The sequence below is a fragment of the Myxococcaceae bacterium JPH2 genome, assembly GCA_016458225.1.
GTDB lineage: Bacteria > Myxococcota > Myxococcia > Myxococcales > Myxococcaceae > Citreicoccus.
The window spans coordinates 176,609-195,917 of sequence record JAEMGR010000023.1 but is presented as its reverse complement, the minus strand read 5'-3'; the positions used below and the strand labels follow the sequence as shown (position 1 = coordinate 195,917).

At 69.4% G+C, this 19,309-nt stretch carries 18 protein-coding genes; 10 read left to right on the top strand and 8 right to left on the bottom strand.

The annotated features are described in order from the left end of the window. The 4 genes from JGU66_28470 to JGU66_28455 all read left to right on the top strand — a co-directional run bounded on the left by JGU66_28470 (position 1) and on the right by JGU66_28455 (position 3,918). Positions 1–1,629, top strand: a complete 1,629-nt coding sequence (locus JGU66_28470; GenBank protein MBJ6764722.1) for a HAMP domain-containing protein — start codon at positions 1–3, stop codon at positions 1,627–1,629. 93 nt (positions 1,630–1,722) lie between these two features. Then, a complete protein-coding gene (locus JGU66_28465) occupies positions 1,723–1,986 on the top strand; it encodes a GlsB/YeaQ/YmgE family stress response membrane protein (protein MBJ6764721.1) in 264 nt (87 codons plus the stop codon). 145 nt (positions 1,987–2,131) lie between these two features. Next, on the top strand, positions 2,132–2,965 hold the full coding sequence (locus tag JGU66_28460; protein ID MBJ6764720.1) for an FKBP-type peptidyl-prolyl cis-trans isomerase: 834 nt from the start codon (positions 2,132–2,134) through the stop codon (positions 2,963–2,965). A 104-nt stretch (positions 2,966–3,069) separates the two neighbouring features. After that, a complete protein-coding gene (locus JGU66_28455) occupies positions 3,070–3,918 on the top strand; it encodes a dienelactone hydrolase family protein (protein ID MBJ6764719.1) in 849 nt (282 codons plus the stop codon). Between the two features lie 16 nt (positions 3,919–3,934). Here JGU66_28455 and JGU66_28450 read toward each other — a convergent pair whose 3' ends face one another. After that, positions 3,935–4,537, bottom strand: coding sequence for a hypothetical protein (locus JGU66_28450; GenBank protein ID MBJ6764718.1), 603 nt, complete (start codon positions 4,535–4,537; stop codon positions 3,935–3,937). A 135-nt stretch (positions 4,538–4,672) separates the two neighbouring features. Here JGU66_28450 and JGU66_28445 point away from each other — a divergent pair, with 135 nt between their 5' ends. After that, positions 4,673–4,903 carry a hypothetical protein gene (locus JGU66_28445; protein ID MBJ6764717.1) on the top strand — a complete coding sequence of 77 codons (231 nt, stop codon included), beginning with the start codon at positions 4,673–4,675 and terminating at the stop codon, positions 4,901–4,903. Positions 4,904–4,912: 9 nt separating this feature from the next. Here the strand turns inward: JGU66_28445 and JGU66_28440 are convergent, their stop codons facing one another. The 3 genes from JGU66_28440 to JGU66_28430 are packed head-to-tail and all read right to left on the bottom strand — an operon-like array spanning position 4,913 to position 8,578. Next, on the bottom strand, positions 4,913–5,485 hold the full coding sequence (locus JGU66_28440) for a hypothetical protein (protein ID MBJ6764716.1): 573 nt from the start codon (positions 5,483–5,485) through the stop codon (positions 4,913–4,915). Between the two features lie 52 nt (positions 5,486–5,537). After that, positions 5,538–6,878, bottom strand: a complete 1,341-nt coding sequence (locus tag JGU66_28435; protein ID MBJ6764715.1) for a DUF1552 domain-containing protein — start codon at positions 6,876–6,878, stop codon at positions 5,538–5,540. Further along, on the bottom strand, positions 6,875–8,578 hold the full coding sequence (locus JGU66_28430; GenBank protein ID MBJ6764714.1) for a DUF1592 domain-containing protein: 1,704 nt from the start codon (positions 8,576–8,578) through the stop codon (positions 6,875–6,877). The genes JGU66_28435 and JGU66_28430 overlap by 4 nt, the downstream gene beginning before the upstream one ends. A gap of 228 nt (positions 8,579–8,806) precedes the next feature. On the opposite strand from JGU66_28430, the gene JGU66_28425 reads away from it, so the two are divergent. Then, entirely contained in the window at positions 8,807–10,630 is a 1,824-nt protein-coding gene (locus JGU66_28425) for an AAA family ATPase (protein MBJ6764713.1), read from the top strand. A gap of 84 nt (positions 10,631–10,714) precedes the next feature. Here JGU66_28425 and JGU66_28420 read toward each other — a convergent pair whose 3' ends face one another. After that, positions 10,715–12,832 (bottom strand): Zn-dependent oligopeptidase, encoded by a 2,118-nt coding sequence (locus tag JGU66_28420; GenBank protein ID MBJ6764712.1) that lies wholly within the window; start codon positions 12,830–12,832, stop codon positions 10,715–10,717. A 290-nt stretch (positions 12,833–13,122) separates the two neighbouring features. Between JGU66_28420 and JGU66_28415 the strand changes: the two genes are divergently transcribed. The 3 genes from JGU66_28415 to JGU66_28405 are packed head-to-tail and all read left to right on the top strand — an operon-like array spanning position 13,123 to position 15,006. After that, positions 13,123–14,016 carry a hypothetical protein gene (locus JGU66_28415; GenBank protein ID MBJ6764711.1) on the top strand — a complete coding sequence of 298 codons (894 nt, stop codon included), beginning with the start codon at positions 13,123–13,125 and terminating at the stop codon, positions 14,014–14,016. 59 nt (positions 14,017–14,075) lie between these two features. Beyond that, a complete protein-coding gene (locus JGU66_28410; GenBank protein MBJ6764710.1) occupies positions 14,076–14,408 on the top strand; it encodes a hypothetical protein in 333 nt (110 codons plus the stop codon). A gap of 52 nt (positions 14,409–14,460) precedes the next feature. Beyond that, positions 14,461–15,006 (top strand): hypothetical protein, encoded by a 546-nt coding sequence (locus JGU66_28405; protein MBJ6764709.1) that lies wholly within the window; start codon positions 14,461–14,463, stop codon positions 15,004–15,006. 25 nt (positions 15,007–15,031) lie between these two features. Here the strand turns inward: JGU66_28405 and JGU66_28400 are convergent, their stop codons facing one another. After that, positions 15,032–15,898 (bottom strand): NAD(P)H-binding protein, encoded by an 867-nt coding sequence (locus JGU66_28400; protein ID MBJ6764708.1) that lies wholly within the window; start codon positions 15,896–15,898, stop codon positions 15,032–15,034. Positions 15,899–16,370: 472 nt separating this feature from the next. Here JGU66_28400 and JGU66_28395 point away from each other — a divergent pair, with 472 nt between their 5' ends. Continuing rightward, positions 16,371–17,528: a trypsin-like serine protease gene (locus JGU66_28395; protein MBJ6764707.1), complete on the top strand. Its 1,158-nt coding sequence runs from the start codon at positions 16,371–16,373 to the stop codon at positions 17,526–17,528. On the opposite strand, the gene JGU66_28390 is transcribed toward JGU66_28395, so the two are convergent. Further along, complete coding sequence (locus JGU66_28390) at positions 17,486–18,241, bottom strand: hypothetical protein (GenBank protein MBJ6764706.1); 756 nt, start codon at positions 18,239–18,241, stop codon at positions 17,486–17,488. The two genes, JGU66_28395 and JGU66_28390, sit on opposite strands and share 43 nt — an antisense overlap. Next, the gene (locus JGU66_28385) at positions 18,238–19,149 is read right to left on the bottom strand and encodes a hypothetical protein (protein MBJ6764705.1); all 912 of its coding nucleotides are present in this window, start codon (positions 19,147–19,149) and stop codon (positions 18,238–18,240) included. The genes JGU66_28390 and JGU66_28385 overlap by 4 nt, the downstream gene beginning before the upstream one ends. Positions 19,150–19,309: the final 160 nt, after the last annotated feature.

Below are 19,309 nucleotides of genomic sequence, written 5' to 3'. Positions count from 1 at the left end.
CTGCGGCCGAGGCTCGTCGTCACGGCGCTGGCGCTGACGGTTCCGCTGCTCGCCGCCATCTCCTGGGGGCACTGGCTCACCGCCGAGTACGCGCGCGCGCAATCCCTTTCAGACAGCGTGCTCGCGCGGATGCAAGAGGGGGGGCGCGCGAGCTGCGAGGAGAATCCCTCCACGTGGACTCTGGGGCGGATGGCCCCGCCCACCCGTTTCCCTCCCCGTCGCGAGAATGGAGCGCCCCCGCCCGAGCGACAGGGCCCGCCTCCGCACGGCATGCCGTGGGAGTCACCCGGCGACGCGCCCGAGTCACGAGGTCCACGCGACAACACGTCCGAGCCCCGAGGACCGCGCGAGCCTGCCGGGGCAGCAGAGTCGATCTCACCTCCCTCCAAGCCCGGGCCACGAGAGCCGCAGGGGCCTCGGCCTTCGCACGGCCCAGGTTTCGCTCCCGGCGTCTTCGTGGAGGGACTGCCTCCTGGCACTCAGCTCTACGCCTACGATTCCTCGCTCCATTCACGAAACCCAGACGCGCCTGCGCTCACGGGCGCGGAGCTGTCCGCCACGGGCAGCACGGCGAACCGACCGGTTCCATGGGGCACGGACACCGTGCAGCGCGTGGCGGTACGGATGCCTTGGAGCACGGGCCCGTGCGCGGTGGTGCTGGCGCAGCGCGTCCCCCCTCCGCAGGGGCGAGACTTCCTGCCGCCCACGGGGCCCGCGCTCCTGACCGTGCTGGTGACCGTGCTCGCGCTGCTCGTGTCCCTGGGCCCCGTGGTGCGTCGGCTCCGGCGACTGACCGCCAGCGCCCGTGCGCTCTCATCCTCCGGCTACGAAGGCGAAGTAGACGTGCGCGGCGGCGACGAGGTGAGCGAGCTGGCGCGTGCCTTTGACGAAGCCGCGCGGGAGATTCGCTCGCACCTGGCCCAGCGGGACCGCCGCGAGCGCGCGCTGCGTGGTTTCTTGGAGAACACCACGCACGACGTGAACATCCCGCTGACGGTGCTGCAGGGGCACCTCGCGGCGCTGCGCGAGGACGCGGCGCGCGGGGCTCCGGTGGACCGCGAGCGCGTGGCCTCGGCGGTGGACGAGGTGCACTACCTGGGCTCGCTGGTGCAGAACCTCGCGACCGCCGCGCGACTGGAGGCCGGAGAGCCCTCGCTGCACCGCGCTCCGGTGGACCTCAACGAGGTGGTCCGCCGCTGCGTGGCCCGCCACCGCCCCGTGGCCGCGCAGGGCGGGCTGTCCCTGGAGGGCGCTACCCCCGAGGCCGCCACGTGGGTGGACGCGGACGTCACGCTGGTGGAGCAGGCCGTGAGCAACCTCGTCTCCAACTCCCTGCGGCACAACCGCCCCGGGGGCCACGCCGCCGTCGTGCTCGACACCACCGAGGGGGGCTTCCTGCTGCGGGTGCTGGACGACGGGCCCGGCATCCCCGACGAGGAGCTGCCGCGCCTGTCCGAGCGCTACTTCCGAGGCAACGAGGCCCGCACCCGCGCACCGGGCGGAAGGGGAATCGGCCTCCACATCGCCTCCGAGGTCGCTCGCGCCCATGGCTGGCGCATGGAGATGGCGCGCGCCGGTCCCGGGGGACTCCAGGTTGAGCTGGCCGGCCCCACCGTGGCCGGGCGGTAGGTCTGATTCCGACACGCTGACACTTCAGGCCGGACGGTGCTTCCGGGCGCGGGGGACTTTCCGCCAGACTCCGCGCTTTCGCGGAGGCGCGTCATGGGACTGTGCGGCTGGCTCGTCTTTGGGTTCTTCGCGGGGCTCGTCGCCCGAGCGCTCACGCCGGGAGACCAGAGCCTGGGGTGTCTGGGGACCACGGCGCTGGGGGTGGCGGGCGCGTTCGTGGGGGGCTTCCTCGGCTCGGTGTGGCACGGAGACAACTGGCGGGACCCCGAGCCCGCGGGCTTCCTGGGGTCCGTGCTGGGGGCGGTGGTGTTGCTCTGGCTGGCCCATGTCGCCTTCGGGAGCCGGCGGCGGCGCTAGACGCTCGGTACCGGACGGTGTTCCCCGGCGACACTCCTTGCACAGGCCGGGGAATGCGTGTCTCACCAGAGTGTAGTAAGTCGCGCCCCGGGCACGCGCAGCGGGGGGAATCGTCGCTGCGCCACGCCAAAGGAAAGGCAACGACATGCGGAAGACGTACCTGGTGATGACGATGCTGAGTCTGGCGGCCTGCCAGCCTCAGGGTCAGAAGAAGGAAGGCACTGCGGCGACCGCGACGACGGCCGCGGCCACCAATCCTCAGACGGAGGAGCAGAAGACGTTCTACGCCCTCGGCCAGTCCATCGGCCGCAGCGTTGGCGTGTTCGACATGTCTCCGGAGGAGCTGGAGTTCGTCAAGGCGGGCATGAGCGCCCAGGTGACGGGCCAGACCGCGGCGGTGGACCTGGAGACCTACGGTCCCAAGCTCCAGGCGCTCGCGGGTGAGCGCCGTCAGCGCAAGGCGAAGGCCGAGAAGGAGAAGTCGGCGAAGTTCCTGGAGGAGAAGGCCAAGGAGACCGGCGCGGTGAAGACCGAGTCGGGCCTCATCTACAAGGAGCTGACGCCCGGCACCGGCGCGTCGCCCGTGGCCTCGGACATCGTCAAGGTGAACTACAAGGGCACGCTCCCGGACGGCAAGGAGTTCGACAGCTCCTACAAGCGCGGCGAGCCCGCGCAGTTCCCGCTCCAGGGCGTCATCAAGTGCTGGACCGAGGGCGTGCAGAAGATGAAGGTGGGCGGCAAGGCCCAGCTCATCTGCCCGTCTGACATTGGCTACGGCGACAACGGCGCGCCCCCGAACATCCCCGGCGGTTCCGCGCTGGTGTTCGAGGTGGAGCTGCTCGAGATCGTGAAGCCGCCGGAGCCGCCCCCGGGCGTCGTTCCGAACGCGAACATGGTCCCCGGCGCCAAGCCGGCGGTCCCGGGCAAGCCGTCCGCGCCCCCGGCGCCGAAGGCGGGCACGGCCACGCCGACGAAGTAGTCACGCGGTCCTCTCCTTCGCGAGAGTGACAGCCTGAGGGCCGGGGCGAGGGTCATTCCTCCCCGGCCCTCTTTCATTTCCAGACGCACCCCGGAGGGCACCGCATGCAAGCCAAGCCTCGCTGGAGCCGTGTCGTGTCGTGGTTGGGCGTCGTGCTGCTGTGGAGCGCGTGCGCCACGGGCCGGCCGCACGAGGTGGCCAACGCGCCATCCCCCACGGGCGCGGTCTCCGAGGAGCAGTTCAAGGCCATGCACCAGCTGCGCTCGGACGCGGCGCCCGCGCGCAAGGGGCAGGAGGTGGAGCTGGCCGGAACCAAGGCCTACCTGAGCCTCCCCGAGGGCGTCTCCGGCCCCATGCCGGGCATCATCGTCATCCACGAGTGGTGGGGCCTGAACGAGCACGTCCAGCACTGGGCGGACCGGCTCGCGGCGGAGGGCTACGCGGCGCTCGCGGTGGACCTGTACGGCGGCAAGGTGGCCACCACGCGGGACGAGGCGCTGTCGCTGCTCAAGGCCGTGAACCCCGAGCACGCGCTGGCCACGCTCCAGGCGGCGCAGGCCTTTCTCCAGAAGGAGCCGCGCATCCGGGCGCCGCGCACGGGCACCATCGGTTGGTGCTTCGGGGGCGGTTGGTCACTCACCGCGGCCATGTCGCTGCCGGAGCTGACCGCGGCGGTCATGTACTACGGCACGCCGGTGACGGATGCCCAGCAGCTCTCGCGCATCCACGCGCGGCTGCTCGCCCTCTTCGGGACGAAGGATGCCTCCATCCCGCCGGACACGGTGCGCGCCTTCGAGAAGGCGCTGGAGGACGCGGGCGTGCAGAGCCGCATCCTGGAGTACGACGCGGGCCACGCCTTCGCCAACCCGTCGGACGCGCGCTACGACCCGCGTGCCGCCTCGGCGGCCTGGGCGGAGACGTCCCTGTTCTTCCAACGTAACTTGAAGCCGTGAGCGTGGGGCCGAGGGCTCAGTAGGGGCGCTGTCCCGAGTAGTTGCCGGGCGGCGCGTAGTCACAGACCCAGAGCTGCCAGTTGGGGAACGTGCTCCCGAACGGCGAGTTCGTCGTGCACTTCTGCGTGGCGCAGCCGACCCGCGCGGTGTTGCGCCAGACAATCTGGGTGTAGTGGCCGCAGGTCTTCCCGTCGGCGCACTTGTTGGTGGCCAGGGTGTAGTCCTTGGACTCCGAGGCCCAGTTCGTCACCACGTCCGGCGTCTGCCACAGGTCCGGTGTGGCGGCGGCGATGTTCTCGCCGTAGTTGCCGCGGTTCGCGTTGTGCTCGAACTTGCACTGCACGGCCCATTTGGCGGCCGTGGTCTCCGCGTCCGTGTCCCAGGTGAGCGCGGGCAGCGCGGGCGAGGGCTGCGGTGTGGCGCCCGCGCGCACGGCGTTGTGCGTGGTGAGCATGTCCTGGACGAACTGCGGATCCGCGTGCGGAGGTGTCCCCGCGTCCTCCTCGGTCCCGGGCGAGCCGGGCGGGTCCACGGGTTCATCCGAGTCACAGCCGGACAGCAGCGATACCGCGAGGAGGCCCAGGCTCAGCAGGTGTCGGAGGGGGAGGACATGGCGCATGGTCGCGATTATCCGCGTCCGCACACGTCCCTGCACAGGGGCCCGTGCGGTGTGGGCGCTGCTGGACACCGGACCTACTTCCGGCCGACCCCGAGACACCCCGTGTTACGCTCCATGCGCGGGTCGGAGGTGTCCATGAGCAGCAAGGATTACGAGTCGCGCGCGAACAAGCTCGCTCGGGCGTTGGATGGCGAGGACGAGTTCAGCATCTTCTCCGTCGACCCGGACGCTCGGAAGTTGAAGGTCGAGCTGACGGGCAAGAAGCAGGAGGACACGCCGCCCCCGCCCGCGCCGGAGAACCCCGCGGAGCAGCCGTCCGAGGAAGGCGCCTTCATGCGGTTGTTCCGCAAGATGTTCAAGGGGTAGGCGACCCGCTCAGTAGGGGCGCTCTCCCACCCAGTTGCCGGGCGGCGCGTAGTCACACACCCAGAGCTGCCACGTGGGCGCGTCCTTGCCGAACGGCGAGTTCTTGGTGCACAGCCGCGTGGCGCAGCCCACCGCCTTCGTGTTGCGCCACACCACCTGCGTGTAGTGGCCGCATACCTTCCCCCGCGTGCACGTGTTGCGCGCCAGGTCGAAGTCCGCGGACTCATCCGCCCAGCTCTTCACCACCTGCGGCGTCGTCCACGTGTTCGGCGTGGCGGCCGCGAGGTTCTCGCCGAACTCGCCCCGGTTGGGGTTGTGCTCGAAGCGGCACTCCTTCGCCCAGGACTCGGCCTTGCGCGCCGCGTCTTCGGACCAGGTGAGCGCGGGCAGCGCGGGCTTGGGCGTGGGGCGCGCGCGGGCACGGGCCTGGTTGTGCGCGGCCACCATCTCCTTCTCGAACTCGCGCGTCGCGGCGGGGCGAGGCGCGGGCGTGGGGCGCTGGGCCTTGGCGCCCATTCCACACGCGAGCAGAGGAGACAGGAGGACCACGAGGCACCAGGGGCGGGCGAAGGACGCAGGCATGGTCGCAGTATCCGTCGAGGGGCCCACGCGCGCAGCCGCCCCGCGCGGTGTCTCAGCCCTCCAGTCCCGCCAGGGGGCCGGTGCCGTCTCCGAACTGCGAGACGGGCACTCCCATGATGCCGAGCAGGGAGATGAACAGGTTGGCCAAGGGGTCTCCGCTGTAGCGAAGGTGCCGGTTCGTGTGGAGGGCGCCCCCCGCGCGGCCGGCGATGAGGATGGGCAGGTTCTTGTGCTCGTGGCTGTTGCCGTCCGCGATCTCGCTGGAGAAGTACGCCATGCTGTGATCCAACAGCGTCCCGTCCGACTCCTGCACCGCCTTCAACCGCTGCACCAGATAGGCGTACTGCTCCACCTCCCATCGGTCGATGGTGGCCAGCGCCTCGAAGTTCGAGGGGAGGTTCTGGTGATGCGAGTAGGTGTGGTGGCCGCTGGTGAGTCCGAGGAAGGGATAGACCTTGTCGCTGCGCGCGTTGGCCAGCATGAACGTGCAGATGCGGGTGAGGTCGCACTGAAAGGCGAGGACGACCAGGTCCATCATGGCCTTGGTCTTCACGCGCACGTCGGTGGTGTCCTCGGGCGCCACGCCGGGCGAGCACGAGGGACCTTGAGACTCCATCGCGTTGACGCGCAGCTCCAGCTCGCGCACGCCGGTGAGGTACTCGTCCAGCTTGCGGCGGTCCGTGCCGCCGAGCTGCCCCTGGAGTGACTTCGCGTCCTCGCGCACGAAGTCGATGATGCTCAGGCCGTAGGCGCGCCGCTTCTCCACCTGCGCCTGCGTGGCGCTGGGGTCGAAGTCCGCGAACAGGCGGTTGAACACGGCTTGGGGACGCGTCTCCTTGGGCACGGGCGTGGCGGGCCCCGCCCACGCGATGTTGTTGGCATAGGGGCACGCGTAGCCCGAGTCGCAGTTGCCGATGCCTTTGCCCGCGTCGATGCCCAGCTCCAGCGAGGCGAAGCGCGTCGCCTTGCCGAGGGCATTCGCCGCCACCTGGTCCATGGAGATGCCGGAGTGGATGTCCGTGCCCTCGGTCTTGTACGCCTTGGCGCAGCTCAGGAAGGCGGACGTCGCCGCGGCGTGGTGCCCGTCGCCGTCGGGGCGTCCCGGTGCGTTGGCCAGCCCGCTGATGACGATGAGGTCGTCCTTCACGGGCGCCAGGGGTTGGAGCGTGGGCGTGAGCTGCCAGTCGGAGCCCACGGTGGAGGGCGTCCACCGAGGCATGTGGATGCCGCAGGCCGTGTAGAAGACGAAGAGGCGGCGGGGAGCCCCGGCGGGCGTGGCCGCGGCATCGGCGCGGGCTCGGTGCGGCAGCATCTGCTCGAGGAGTGGAAGGGCCAGCAGTGCGCCAGCGCCGCGCAGCAGCGTGCGACGGGACAGGGTGAACTTCTTGCTCATGGCCGTGGGGTCTCCGTCTCGGCGCGCCGGTGGGTGAAGTGGTTGCTTTGGATGACGCCGAGGATGTAGTCGCCGAGGCGCCCGCCGCGTGCCTCGGCTTGCTTGACGATGTCGCGCACCGCGCACTGGTCCTTCGTCGTGGTGCCTCGTCCCAGCGCGTACGTCAGCAGGTGCTCGGTGAAGCAGGGCGCGAGGTCCGGGTCGCTCTTCACGATTTGCCGCATCTGCATCACGCCGGTGAACGTCGTCCCGTCGGGCAGCTCGCCGCCCGAGTCGACGGGCGCGCCGCCTTCCTCCTTCACGCGCCAGCGGCCCACCGGGTCGAAGTTCTCCAGGCCGAACCCCAGCGGATCCATCAGGCTGTGGCAGCCCGCGCACGAAGGTTGGGAGCGATGCATCTTCATGCGCGCCTTGATGTTGAGGCGCGGATCCACCGTGGAGGGGAGGCCCTCCACGTTGGGCGGTGGCGGCGGCGGGGCCTTGCACAGCAGTTGTTCCAAGACCCAGACGCCGCGCTTCACCGGCGAGGTGCGATCCGGATTGGACGTCACGGTGAGCAGCGAGCCCTGCGCGAGGATGCCCGCGCGCTCGGGCCGGTCTCGCAGGCTGACGCGCTTCAGCTCCTCTCCGCCCACCGGAGGCAGGCCGTAGTGCGCGGCCAGGCGGTCGTTCACGTAGGTGAACGGCGCGTCCAGCAGGTCCTTCATCGGCAGGTCGCTGGTGAGGAACTCGCGGAAGAAGAGCGAGGTCTCCTGATGCATGGCCAGGCGCAGGGGCTCATCGAAGCCGTAGCGCACATCGGGCTCGGCGGCGTCCAGCGCGCGGGTGTAGAGCCACTGGCCCGCGAAGTTGTCCACCAGCGCCTGGGCCTTCGCGTCGCCGAGCATGCGATGCACCTGCCGCTCCAGGACGGCGGGGTCCTGCAACGTGCCGTCGTCCGCCGCGGCGCGCAGCTCTTCATCCGGCATGCTGCTCCAGAGGAAGTAGGACAGGCGGCTCGCCAGCTCGTCGTCGCTCAAGGGGTGCTCGGCGCCCGTGGTGGAGGCTGGGTCCTTCTCCACGCGGAAGAGGAAGTGCGGCGACACGAGCACGGCGCGCAGCGCCAGCTTCAGGCCCACCTCGGGTGAGTCCCCGTGCTGGCGAGCCAGCGAGAGGAAGCCCAGCAGGCGCGTCACCTCCGCGTCCGTCACGGCGCGTCGCCACGCGCGATGGGCGAAGGCCGCGAGGATGTCGCGCGCGCAGGGCTCGGGAGAGACCGTGTCCATCACGCAGCGCGCGCCCAGGTCGCCCCGAGCCCAGGCTTCATCCACCAGACGCTCCGCCGCGCTGGAGTACTTCTCCATCAGCAGGGGCGACATGCTGAGCACGTCCGCGTTGTTGTCGAAGCCGAAGCCGTGGTCGTCCGCGGGGAATTCCCGTGCGGGGTGCGTGGTGTCACCCAGCAAGTCCCTCACGGTGTTGTCGTATTCGGCACGGTTGAGCCGGTGCAGCGTGACTCGGCCCGGGTCTCTTGCGTCACTGCGGCACGCGGCCTCGTTGTCCACGGGTGGTGGATGGGCTGGTTCTTCAGGGGGGGGCGCATCCGGTCCGGGCAGCACGCGCGCTTTGGGCGGCGTGTTGGAAGGACATGCGGCGAGCACCAGCGCGAGGGCCAGTCCCGTCAGTGCCAGCGCGTTTCGTCGACGATTCGTGGAGGTCACGTCGCGCTCCCCTGCCGTCCCGCGAAGGCGCGGGTCCAACCGCCTCTCCAAGCAAGACGCTCACCAACCCCATGGGTGGTGGCTGGCGGACGGATGGACGCGTCCGAGGGGCAGGGTCGCGCCGTTCGAGTGCCACGGGGAATGTGCTGCGCGCGCGTGGGCTCGGAAGGGAAGTTCTCCGACAGGGAAGGGGACGTGGCGTGCGTCCTCCGGTAGAGGGAGGACGCCATGACCGATTCGCGCTCCGCCGACGCTGACGACTACCCGCTGTTGGTGGAGGTGCTGCCGGAGCCGCTGCGCACCCTGGCTCGGGCGATGGCTTCGGAAGACGTGCTGGAGTGGGTGCTGGACCTGGGGCGTCCGCCCGAGGTGCGCACGGTGCATGGCTCGAAGCGGCTGCGCGATGAGCCCGTGCGCGAGGAGGAGCTGGAGGCGGTGCTGGCTCGTGTGGGCGCGTTGGGAGAAGACAACCGCGCGGGCATCGAGCGGACGCTGCATCGAGTGTCGGGTATCCGCAACCGCCGAGGCCGGGTGGTGGGCTTGACGCTGCGGGTGGGGCGGGCGGTGTACGGCACCATCGACATGCTGCGAGACCTCATCGCCTCGGGCCGAAACCTGCTGCTGCTGGGGCGGCCGGGTGTGGGCAAGACGACGAAGCTGCGCGAGGTGGCGCGCGTGCTCGCGGATGACCTGTGCAAGCGGGTGATGGTGGTGGACACCTCCAATGAGATTGGGGGCGATGGGGACGTGCCGCATCCAGGCATTGGGACCGCGCGGCGGATGCAGGTGTCGCGGCCGGATCGCCAGCACGACGTGATGATCGAGGCGGTGGAGAACCACATGCCCGAGGTCATCATCGTGGACGAGATTGGGACGTCGGCGGAGGCGAGCGCGGCGCGGACCATCGCGGAGCGCGGGGTGCAGTTGGTGGCGACGGCGCATGGAAACACGCTGGAGAACCTCGTGTTGAACCCCACGCTGTCGGACCTGGTGGGGGGCGTGCATTCGGTGACGCTGAGCGACGACGAGGCGCGCCGGCGCAACACGCAGAAGACCGTCAGCGAGCGCAAGGCACCGCCCACCTTCGACATCGTGGTGGAGATGGTGGGCCGTGACGAAGTGCGCGTGCATCGCGACACGGCGGACGCGGTGGATCGACTCCTGTCAGGAAGACCCGTGGGAGGCGAGACGCGGCGTCACGGAGCGGAGCCGGTAGAGACCACGCCCGTGCGGAGCACTGCGCACGACGCGAGCGTGAGCGCTCCCGCGCCCGTTGAGTCGATGCGTCGTGCCGCGACCCATGAAGGCACCAAGCCCGTGCTGCCTGCCGAGTCACCGAGACACGCTGTGCCTGTGGATGTTCCGGCGACGGTGAGCACGTGGCCTGGAGCCACGCGCCGGCCTCCGTTCGTGAGGGAGTCGCAGGGCCGCACGGAAGCGGAGGTCCCGCCGACGCGCTTCAATCGCGCGGAGGCCGTTCGAGCGACGGGCGTGGTGAACGCGCAGGGCGAACCCACCCGCATCTACGCCCACGGCGTGAGCCGCGATGTCCTCCAGCGCGTGCTGCGAGAGCTGCCGGTGGACGTGAAGGTGGTGAGCCGGCTGGAGTCCGCGGACCTGGTGGTGTCCTTGCGCGCGAAGGCGAATGACCCGCGCATGCGCCGGGTCGTGGCATTGACGGGTGCGCGAGTGGCGGAGGTGCGCCGCGACAGCACCGCCGAGCTGCGCCGGGCGTTGCGCGACGCCTTCATGATTCTGGAAGGCGTGGACGCAGAAGAGGTGCGCGAGGCCGTGGCGGAGGCGGAGCACGCCATCCAACGGGTGCTCCGGGAAGGCGAGGTGGTGGCGCTCGCGCCGCGGTCATCGCGGGTGCGCAAGCTCCAGCACCGACTGGTGGCGCGCTATCCGCTGGAGACCGTGAGCCACGGCAGCGAGCCCGCGAGACACCTCACGCTGTATCCCGTGGGCGCGGAACTCGAAGCAGAGGCCGCCCGACTGCGCGACCCAGGCGATGAAGATTCAACCGAGCCGCTCGACCCCGCCGAGTCCTGAGCCGTCGACTCCGACTTCTTCTCCGAGGAGTAGCCCGGGACCGGAGGGCGTGCGTCATGCCCCCCGGCCCGAGGCGGGCTTCTGCTACGGCGTGTCCTTCGCCGTGCGGGTGTTCTTCGCGGCGCTTCCGTCGAGGAAGGCCCGGTAGGCGTCGAAGCCGTAGGGCCGTCCGAGGAAGTCCTTCGCCAACTCGGCGGCGGGCTTGGCGCCACCGGGCTCCAGCACCGTGCGGCGGTACTTCATCGCCGTGTCCCGGTCCAGGTAGCCGTGCTTCACGAACTCCGTCTCCAGGTCCTTCGCGATGACCGAGGACCAGAGGTACGTGTAGTACGCGGCCGAGTATCCATCCAGGTGGCCGAAGGCGAGCTCGAAGTGCGTGCCGTCGCGGTACTCGTGGCGGAAGGGGCTGAGCTTCTTCTGCAGCTCACTCTGCACTTGCGACAAGTCGAAGCCCGGGTCGCGCGAGTAGTAGGCGAGGCTCAGCGCGGACAGGAAGAGCTGGCGACGCGCCCAGAGGCCCTGGCCGAACTCCTTCGACGCGCGCAGCTTCTCCACCAGGTCCGCCGGGATGGGCTCGTGCGTCTGGTAGTGCTTGGCGAACTCCTTGAGCACCTCCGGCTGCTGCGCCCACTGCTGGAGCAGCATGGACGGCGTCTCCACGAAGTCCCACTCGGTGCGGATGCCCGTGATGCCGCTCCACTGCTGGTGACCGGAGAAGATGGCGTGCAGCAGGTGGCCGAACTCGTGGAAGAACGTCTCCACCTCGTCGTGCGTCATCAGCTCGCCGGGGCGCGCGAAGTTGCACACGAGCACGCCTTCCGGGTAGCGCTTGCCGCTCTGGCCCGACACCAGGTCGAACTGCGCGGCGTGCTTGTACTTGTCGTCGCGCGGATGCATGTCCAGGTAGATGCGGCCGAGCAGCTTGCCGCCGTCCACCACGTCATACGTCTCCACGTCCGTGTGCCAGACCTTGGCATCCTTCACCGGCTGGAAGGTGATGCCCCACAGCCGCGAGGTGATGCCCAGGACGCCTTCCTTCACCTGCGCGTACTCGAAATACGGGCGCACCGCCTGCGAGTCGAACCCGAAGCGCTCCGAGCGCAGCCGGTCCTCGTAGTAGTCCTGGTCCCACGGCTCCACCGCCGTGGCGCCGCGCACGTCCTTCTTCTTGCGCGCCAGCAGGTCCGCCATCTCCTGCTTCGCGCGGGCCTCGGTGGCGCCGGAGAGCTGGTCGATGAAGTCCGCCGCGGCCTGCTGCGTGCGCGTCATGCGCGTCTCGGTGGTGTACGCGGCCCAGTTCGCGTAGCCCAGCAGCGTGGCCAGCTCGTGCCGCTTCGCGATGAGCTGCGTGAGCACCTCCTGGTTCTTCGGGAACGCGCGCTGACGGTAGGTGCGCCACATCCGCTCGCGCGCCTTGGCGTTCTTCGCGTACGTCATGAACGGGAAGTAGTCCGGGTAGTTGGTGGTGATGGCCACCTTGCCGTCCTTCCCCACGGGATGGGACGCCCGGTAGTCCTCGGGCAGGCCGTCCAGCTCCTTGGCCGTGAACGTCGCGGTGCGCACGTCCTCCGCGATGTTCTTCCCGAACTCCTGCCCCAGCTTGAGGATGGCCTCGTTGAGCGCCTTCACCTTCGCGCGCGTGGGCTCGTCCCGGTCCACGCCCGAGCGGCGGAAGTCGAGCAGCACGCGCTGGATCCAGTACTGCGTGGGGCCATCCGCCTTGGACAGGTCCACCAGGGACAGTGCGTCGTAGACGCTCCGGTCCTGGGAGATCTCCACGTTGACGGCGTCCACGTCCTGCTCGCACGCGCGGGCGGCGTCGCGCATGGCGGCGTCCGGCAGCACCTCGCGGCCCAGGCCGGAGCGGTTGGTCGCGTTGAAGAGCGACGCCATCGCCTCGTCATAGGCGGCCAGCACGGCCGGCCCGTTCGCCTTGGCGTTGAGCTTCTTCAGTGAGGCCACCTGCGCCCGCGCGCGCTCGATGTCGGCGGTGCACGCGGCGGTGAAGGCCGCGGGGGTGCCGGAGAGCAGCTCGGACCCCCGGGGAGGCGGCAAGGGCTTGGGCGCGGCGTTGGCGGCCTTGAGCTTCGCCTGCATCTCGGGCTTGTGGGCGATGCTGCCATTCGAGCAACCCGTGGCGGCCAGCGCGGCGGTCAGGGTCAGGGCAGAGAGTCGTTTCAAAGGGGGCTCCTCCAGGGGCATCGGAAACGCCAGGGCTTCATGCCACATCCCCGGTGGCCTCGGCCCGCACTCGATGGATTCGCCTGCCCGGCCGGTGCCCCTCCCGAGCAAGGCACGCCCACGCCAGGTGTCGCATGTCTCACACTGCTCGGGCGGAGACCGACGGGGTCGGGCCTGCCGCGTGGTGGCTCGCCTGAGAGCGGGTGCGTCATGGCTTCGTGACGCAACCCGCCTTGTGTCCGAAGGCAGAGGCCCGCTACTGGCTGCGGTTGATTTCGGTGTCAATCACCTGGCCGGAGGGACGCAACACCATGCGGAAGATGCTCGGTGCGGTCGCGACGTTGATGCTGTGGGCATGTGGCGGAGCGGGTGGGGCGCCGGAGTCAGCGCCCAAGACAGAGGGGCTGTCGCTGTCCACCGAGCCCGGCGTGACGCAGGGGTCGTTCGTGCGCACCGGCGCCGAGGTGACGTTCTCCTCGCGCGAGGTGGAGTCCGGGGTCTACCGGCTGGAGATGCGGCTGCACGGCATGACGTTGACCGGGCTGTTGGATCCGGCCAACGGCGTGTCGACGATGGATGGCTTCGCGGATGGCAACGCACAGGACACGCAGCTGTTGGACGCGGACCGCGAGCTGGTGTCCGCGCTCTACGCCGAGCTGAACACGGCGCTGCCCGTGGGTGACGCGGCGACGCCGGAGGCCATGTACCTGCGGCGCGCGGTGGGCCTGTGGGCCGAGAACCCCACCACCGTCGAGCTGAAGCGACTGGTGATGGGCGAGCAGGGCCGCGGCTACACCATGTTGTGCAGCTATGCGAAGTGCAACGGCAAGTTCACGGGAAGCTGCGGCGGCGTCTACAACTGGTACTCGTACGCGAAGCACGACTGCAACAAGGGCGGCTTCGACTGGGCGGGCAACCAGCAGATCGCGCAGCTCGGTGACCACACCTCGTGCAGCGGGGATGAGTACTACCTGAGCGGCAGCACGTGGCTGTGCGGCGAGCCCGACCACTGGTCGCGCCCGAAGGTCATGGGCATCTGCTGGGGCCGTTGCGGTGGTGGCTGTGGTGGTGACACCCAGTACACGCTGGACGCCACGAACCACGACGGCTGCGTGCGCAACGGCCACATGTTGGCGAGCGCCTACTGCGATGACCAGTTCGTCTCCGCGAGCGACGACGAGCTGTTCGCGCCCAACTGCTACTGAGCGCGCGGGCCGTGGCGCGGCGTCGGGGTGACAAGGTGTGGGTGGCGGGGCTGGCGCTGATGGCGCTCGCCTGCGCGCCCACGACGTCCGCGAAGGCGGAGGCGGGAGAAGCGGCGGTGCGTCGCTTCTTCGCCGCGCTGCCCTCGCGGGACTGCACGGTGCTGGGGCCGATGCTCGCCACCGGTGGCGGGGCGCGCCCGTGCGAAGAGACGGTGCGGGAGCTGCGCGAGCATGGGCTCATGCTCGAAGAGGTTCTCGAGGCCAAGGTGGACGGGCGCGATTCCAACGCGGTGCTGGTGCGTGCGCGGATGTCGAGTGATGGAACGGTGCGGCGCGAGCCGTACCTCCTGAGGGTGGAGCAGCAGGCGGGGAGCTGGCGCCTGCGGCTGTGAGTCGCCATTCGCGCGAGCCTCGCAACGGGGCGCGCGCGTCGGACCGGGTGTGATGCGAATCCGTTATCGCGTGTTGTGGGCGGGCGTGATGGTGCTCGGGGTGGCGGTGCTCGCGGTGTGGCTGTGGCCCGCGCCGAGCGCTCCGTTGCCACAGTCCCCGATGACAGCGGAGGTGCCGGCCGCTCCCTCGCGCCCGCCTGACGCGGAGCCGAGTCCACGTCCCGTGACCGCCGCGCCGCGGTCTGTCGCGGTCGAGTCGACCGAGGCGCGGGCCACGGTGGTGCCGCCGAGCCCCGGAGATGTCCCGCCGGAGCCGGAGGTGTCGAATCCCCCGCCGCAGCAGAACGACCCCATCGAGCCGGAGAAGCCCCAGACGGCGCGCTGGCGTCTGGCGAAGACGGAGCGCATCACCGCCGTGCTGGGGCGCGACGTGGAGCGGCTGGAGCGCGAGCGGGACACGGCGGACTCGCGAGGAGACAACGCGCGGCGTGAGCAACTGGAGTTGCTCATCCAGCGGCAGCGCGTGCGGCTGGGCGAGTTGCGCGAGGAGATCTCCACGCTCACCGAGGCCGCGAAGAGCGAGCCGCCCGAGGAGTGAGCGGCATCGCGGGGGCGCGGGTGGTTCAGCGGATCAGCGCGCGCTCCAGCTCGGTGGTGCCACGGCGGACCTCACCGACGCCGGCTTCGATGTCGATGTGCCCGGCGTTGTGCGCGTCCTGAAGCTCCGCGACGAGCTGGGCATAGCCCTCGCTCAGTCCGCCCGCGAGGAGGGCGGAGATCCACCGCTCTCGCTCCAGCGCATGCGGGACGACGGGGCGTTGCACGATGCGCTCGAAGACCTGGGCGGCGTCCTGCGCCGAGTAGCGGCGAGGCCCTTCGACATGAACGATGCGAGGGGTGCCGGGCTGTGGAGGCGTCTCCACGAGCAGGTCCGCCGCGATGAGGCCGACATCGGGCGCGGACACGGTGGGGTACAGCTTGGTGACGGGGTGGTGCAGGCTCACGAGGACACCGCGCTCGCGAGCCGCGCGCACGTGGCGAGCGCTGTTCTGCATGTGCTCCGCCGAGCGCAGGAACGTCATCGCCGTCGCCGTCTTGGCGAGTCGTGCTTCCAGTCGGTGGAAGATGAGGGTGACGCCCGTGCCCGCGGGAACCTGCGCGCCATAGTCGGAGATGGCGACGACGGCGCGAGGCCGAGCGATGTCGATGGCCTCTCCGAGCGAGTCGATGATGCGCTGGGCGTCGGAGGCGGGGTCGTCGCCGTTGGCGCGCAGAGGGCAGATGACGAGGGCCCCCTCCGCGCCTTGGAGGGCGCGAGCCACGGCCTGGGTGTCGAGAAGGTCGGCCTGGGCCAGCTCACATCCGAGCTGGGTGAGGCGCTCGCCTCGGGACACATCCCGCAGCACGGCTCGCACGGGGAGACCGCGCCGACGAAGCTCGGTTGCAGCCGCGCCACCCACTTTTCCTGTCGCACCGACGATGACGAACATGCGGACGAGAATAGAGGGCGCGGGTGCATCCGTCGCGGCCAACGTGTGGCAAGAACGTGAGGTCGCGCGCGCAGGGTGTCGGACAGCGTCGGCATGCGAACCGGTCGCCCTGGTACGACGCAGCGACGCGCTCATCGCGGCCTGGTGGGAGCGTCGAGTCTCGCGTGTGGGATGCGGAACGGGACCGAGACTCCGCTGGGTCGTGATGGCTGCGAGCCTATGCACCTCCCAACGTGACGTCGAAGGACGGGAGAGCCTTGGGGCGCGAAGCGATGTGTTCCTCGCTGGGTGTGCACGATGTGGAGCGGGCGCGTGGCAAGCCCTGTCCCAACGTGCGATGAGTGAGACTGCACCGATGCAAGGAAGGCCGTGCATGGCAGACCGTCCCTGGATCCTGAGCGCGCTGGGGATGATGTGGCTGACGACCGCCGCAGGGCTCGGCTGTCAGCCCGTGGCCGAGCCGACTGCGTCGATGGCCACGGGTGCAAAGTCACAGCCGGTGGTTCAGGGCACGGATGCTCCGAGCGATCCGGCCGCTGTCGCGCTCGTGGCGCGGCGGGCGCGGTGCTCGGGTGAGCCGCCCGTGCTGCTGTGTTCGGGTGCGCTCATTGCGCCGGATGTGGTGCTCACGGCGGCGCACTGCCTTGCCCTGCTCGGGCAGGACGGTGGCTACGAGGTCTTCATCGGGCAGAAGCTACTCCCCGCGCCTGAAGGGCGATTCGTGCGGGTGACGCATGCCCTGCCACATCCCGGCTTCGTGCCGGAGACGCATGAGAACGATGTCGCGCTCCTGCGGCTCGCTCGTGCAGTGGACGTGACTCCCTTCGCGCTTCCGTCGGTGTCCGGCGCTGTGCCCGCTGTGGGAGATGTGGCGCGAGTGCTCGGTTATGGCGACACGAAGGATGCCCAAGCGCTTGCGGGCCTGCGTCGGCAGGGAATGCTGACTGTTACTCGGGTGGATGCGCTCGCGTTCCATGCAGGCCCCTCGCCCTCGATGAGCTGCGTGGGTGACAGCGGTGGGCCCGTGCTCTGGATGCAGTCAGGGCGCGAGGTGCTCGCTGGAATCACGGTGAGCGGAGACGTGGCCTGTCGCACCGAGGCCGTGAACGCGCGGGTGGATGGATACCTGGATGACTTCGTCCGGCCGTTCCTCGCGGAGGTTCCGCCAGGCGATACGTCCACGCTGCACCTCGATGCACTCTGTCGCGAGTCTTGCGTCGATGACCGTGAGTGTCCGGCTGGCCTCGCGTGTGTCGCGTCCGCGGGTGGTCGGAGTCACTGCGTGCTGTCCGCGCTCCAAGAGGGAGACTTCGGTGAGCACTGCGAGGAGGACTCCGCATGTGGCTCGGGTGTCTGCGCGCGGCTCGACTCCGAGGGCGCCGAGGCATGTCGTTGCTTCACACCCTGTGCCGCGCCATCTGAACCCGTCGATGATGCCCCAGGCGTGTCGGAAGGGAATGGCTGTGCCTCCACCTCGGGCCTGCTGCCTGCATTGGCAGGTGGGGTCATCCTCGCCACACGCCGCCGGTTCCGTGGAGGTTGCCCGCGTGGGTTCTTCGGGCTGCGTCGCAGCGCCCCGCGTCCAGGTCAAGGCGCTGCGCGTCCGCCGATCTCCGGAAAGCGCTCATAGGTTTGCTTGAGCGTGTCCAGGTGCTTGGGGTTCTCCAAGTCGAGGGGAGCGTCAGTGAGTTGCACGACCCAGCCGCCCGATGCCGTGCGCCGTGCCCGAGAGAGCAGCTCCGCGTCGCGGGCCGAATTCGGGAACCCAATGGCCTGTGCGGTGGCCGCCGACCAGTAGTTGATCCACCCGAGATCGTAGGGAATCTCGGGCGAGCGGATGTGCTCGAAGAGCTTCAGGGCGGGCAGCCCCCGGCGAGGAGACGGTGGCCCCTCCAGGGTGGGGGCTGTCTGATACGCGATGTCCACCGCCGCGTCGTCCGGCGTCGCTCGCCCCCAGAACGCGCGTGCGCCTTCCGCCACGCCCTCGAGCACGGTTGCCGCTGCCGCAGCAACGTCAGGCTCCAACGGCAGCTTCGCGTGGACATCAAGCAGTGGCAGACCGCCCGGCGCCTGGCTCGCAGGTGTTGTCAGTCCGCTGATCATCACTGGGAAATTCTCATCGCCATTGCATACGAAGGGAAACTGCTCCCGTGTCGCAGCTTCAGCGAACCATGCATCGCGTTGAGGCAACAGAGCGAGTTCTCGCTTCTCAGTGACGGTCCACTCCAACCGCATGCCGGGCAGTGCTCGTTCCAGTCCATGGACTGTGGCGAGCGCGCGGTGTTCGTTACCCGAGATGGGAGGGGCATAGACGGCAAGAACGAGACGCTTCTTGGTGGTCATCGTTTGCATCCCGTGACGACGATCTTGAGAGATGGATCAAGCTCAAACAGCGCGTCTTTGTGTGGCTGAGTGCTCACGCCGACAACGAAGTCGTAGCTGCAGGCTTGCGCCGCACTGCGCTCATTGCGCAATTGCTCAATCTCCTTCTCTGTCTCTCGATTTCGCACGAACTCGTTGTATGTATCAAAACGATGGGTCTTGATCTCCCATGGCACGCGCACGCCAACTTGAAGCGCATCGAAGCGCACGCCGCCAACGAGCACGTCCATTCCAGGATACCGGTTGGGTGGGACCTTGTCGGCACAAGCGTCATGCAGGTCATCTCCACCCGCGTGTGGAACTGGAACGGGCTCACAACTGGCGCGCCCCGCGCGGTCCACGAGCCCAGGTGGGACTGGGGGTTGCCAGTCCTGTCCGCGAGGCTCGGGCTTCGGCTTGTGGAGCGCTTCGGCTTCCCGGATTGCGACCTTCGTTCCTTGTGAGGTCCCTGCCTCCTCGGGGTAGGCATGGCGGAGTTCATAGGCATCCAATGCCTCTTGGATGGCGACGCCGATAACCACCACGCCCAGCACCATCACGGCTCCCAGGGCAATCTCAGGAGCCGCGAGGACGCAGAACCCGATGCCCACGGCCGCGGCGTCAGCGGAGGCGACCGTGCATCTTCCCGTGAGGTCGTGGAACTCGACTCGGTCCTGGTCGAGGGTCCGATAGCACCTCTCCACCAGCACGGGCCAAGGGTAGGACGCCTCGCGGACCACGCACCGTCCTCCATCTGTCCACGGGAGCGTTGCGGCCCGTCGGAGATTGGCGAGCCTCGGGTTTCGCTCCGCTGACTCACGTTGGCTCGGCGCCGACGTAGCGCAGGCCGAGAGAAAGAGCAGGAGTGCGATGCATGCTCGGAGCTGCATCATCAGTGCGTCCCTTCCATCCAGCGCGATTCCGGGGCAATGCTCGTGCGCCAGGCGCATGCCAGCGCGCCCGCTGTCCGTGAGTGTGCCTGGAGCGTGCGCGGCGTCTTGGTTGAATTGCGCGTGTTGCTGGAATTTGTGGTCTGCTTTTCGGGCGGCA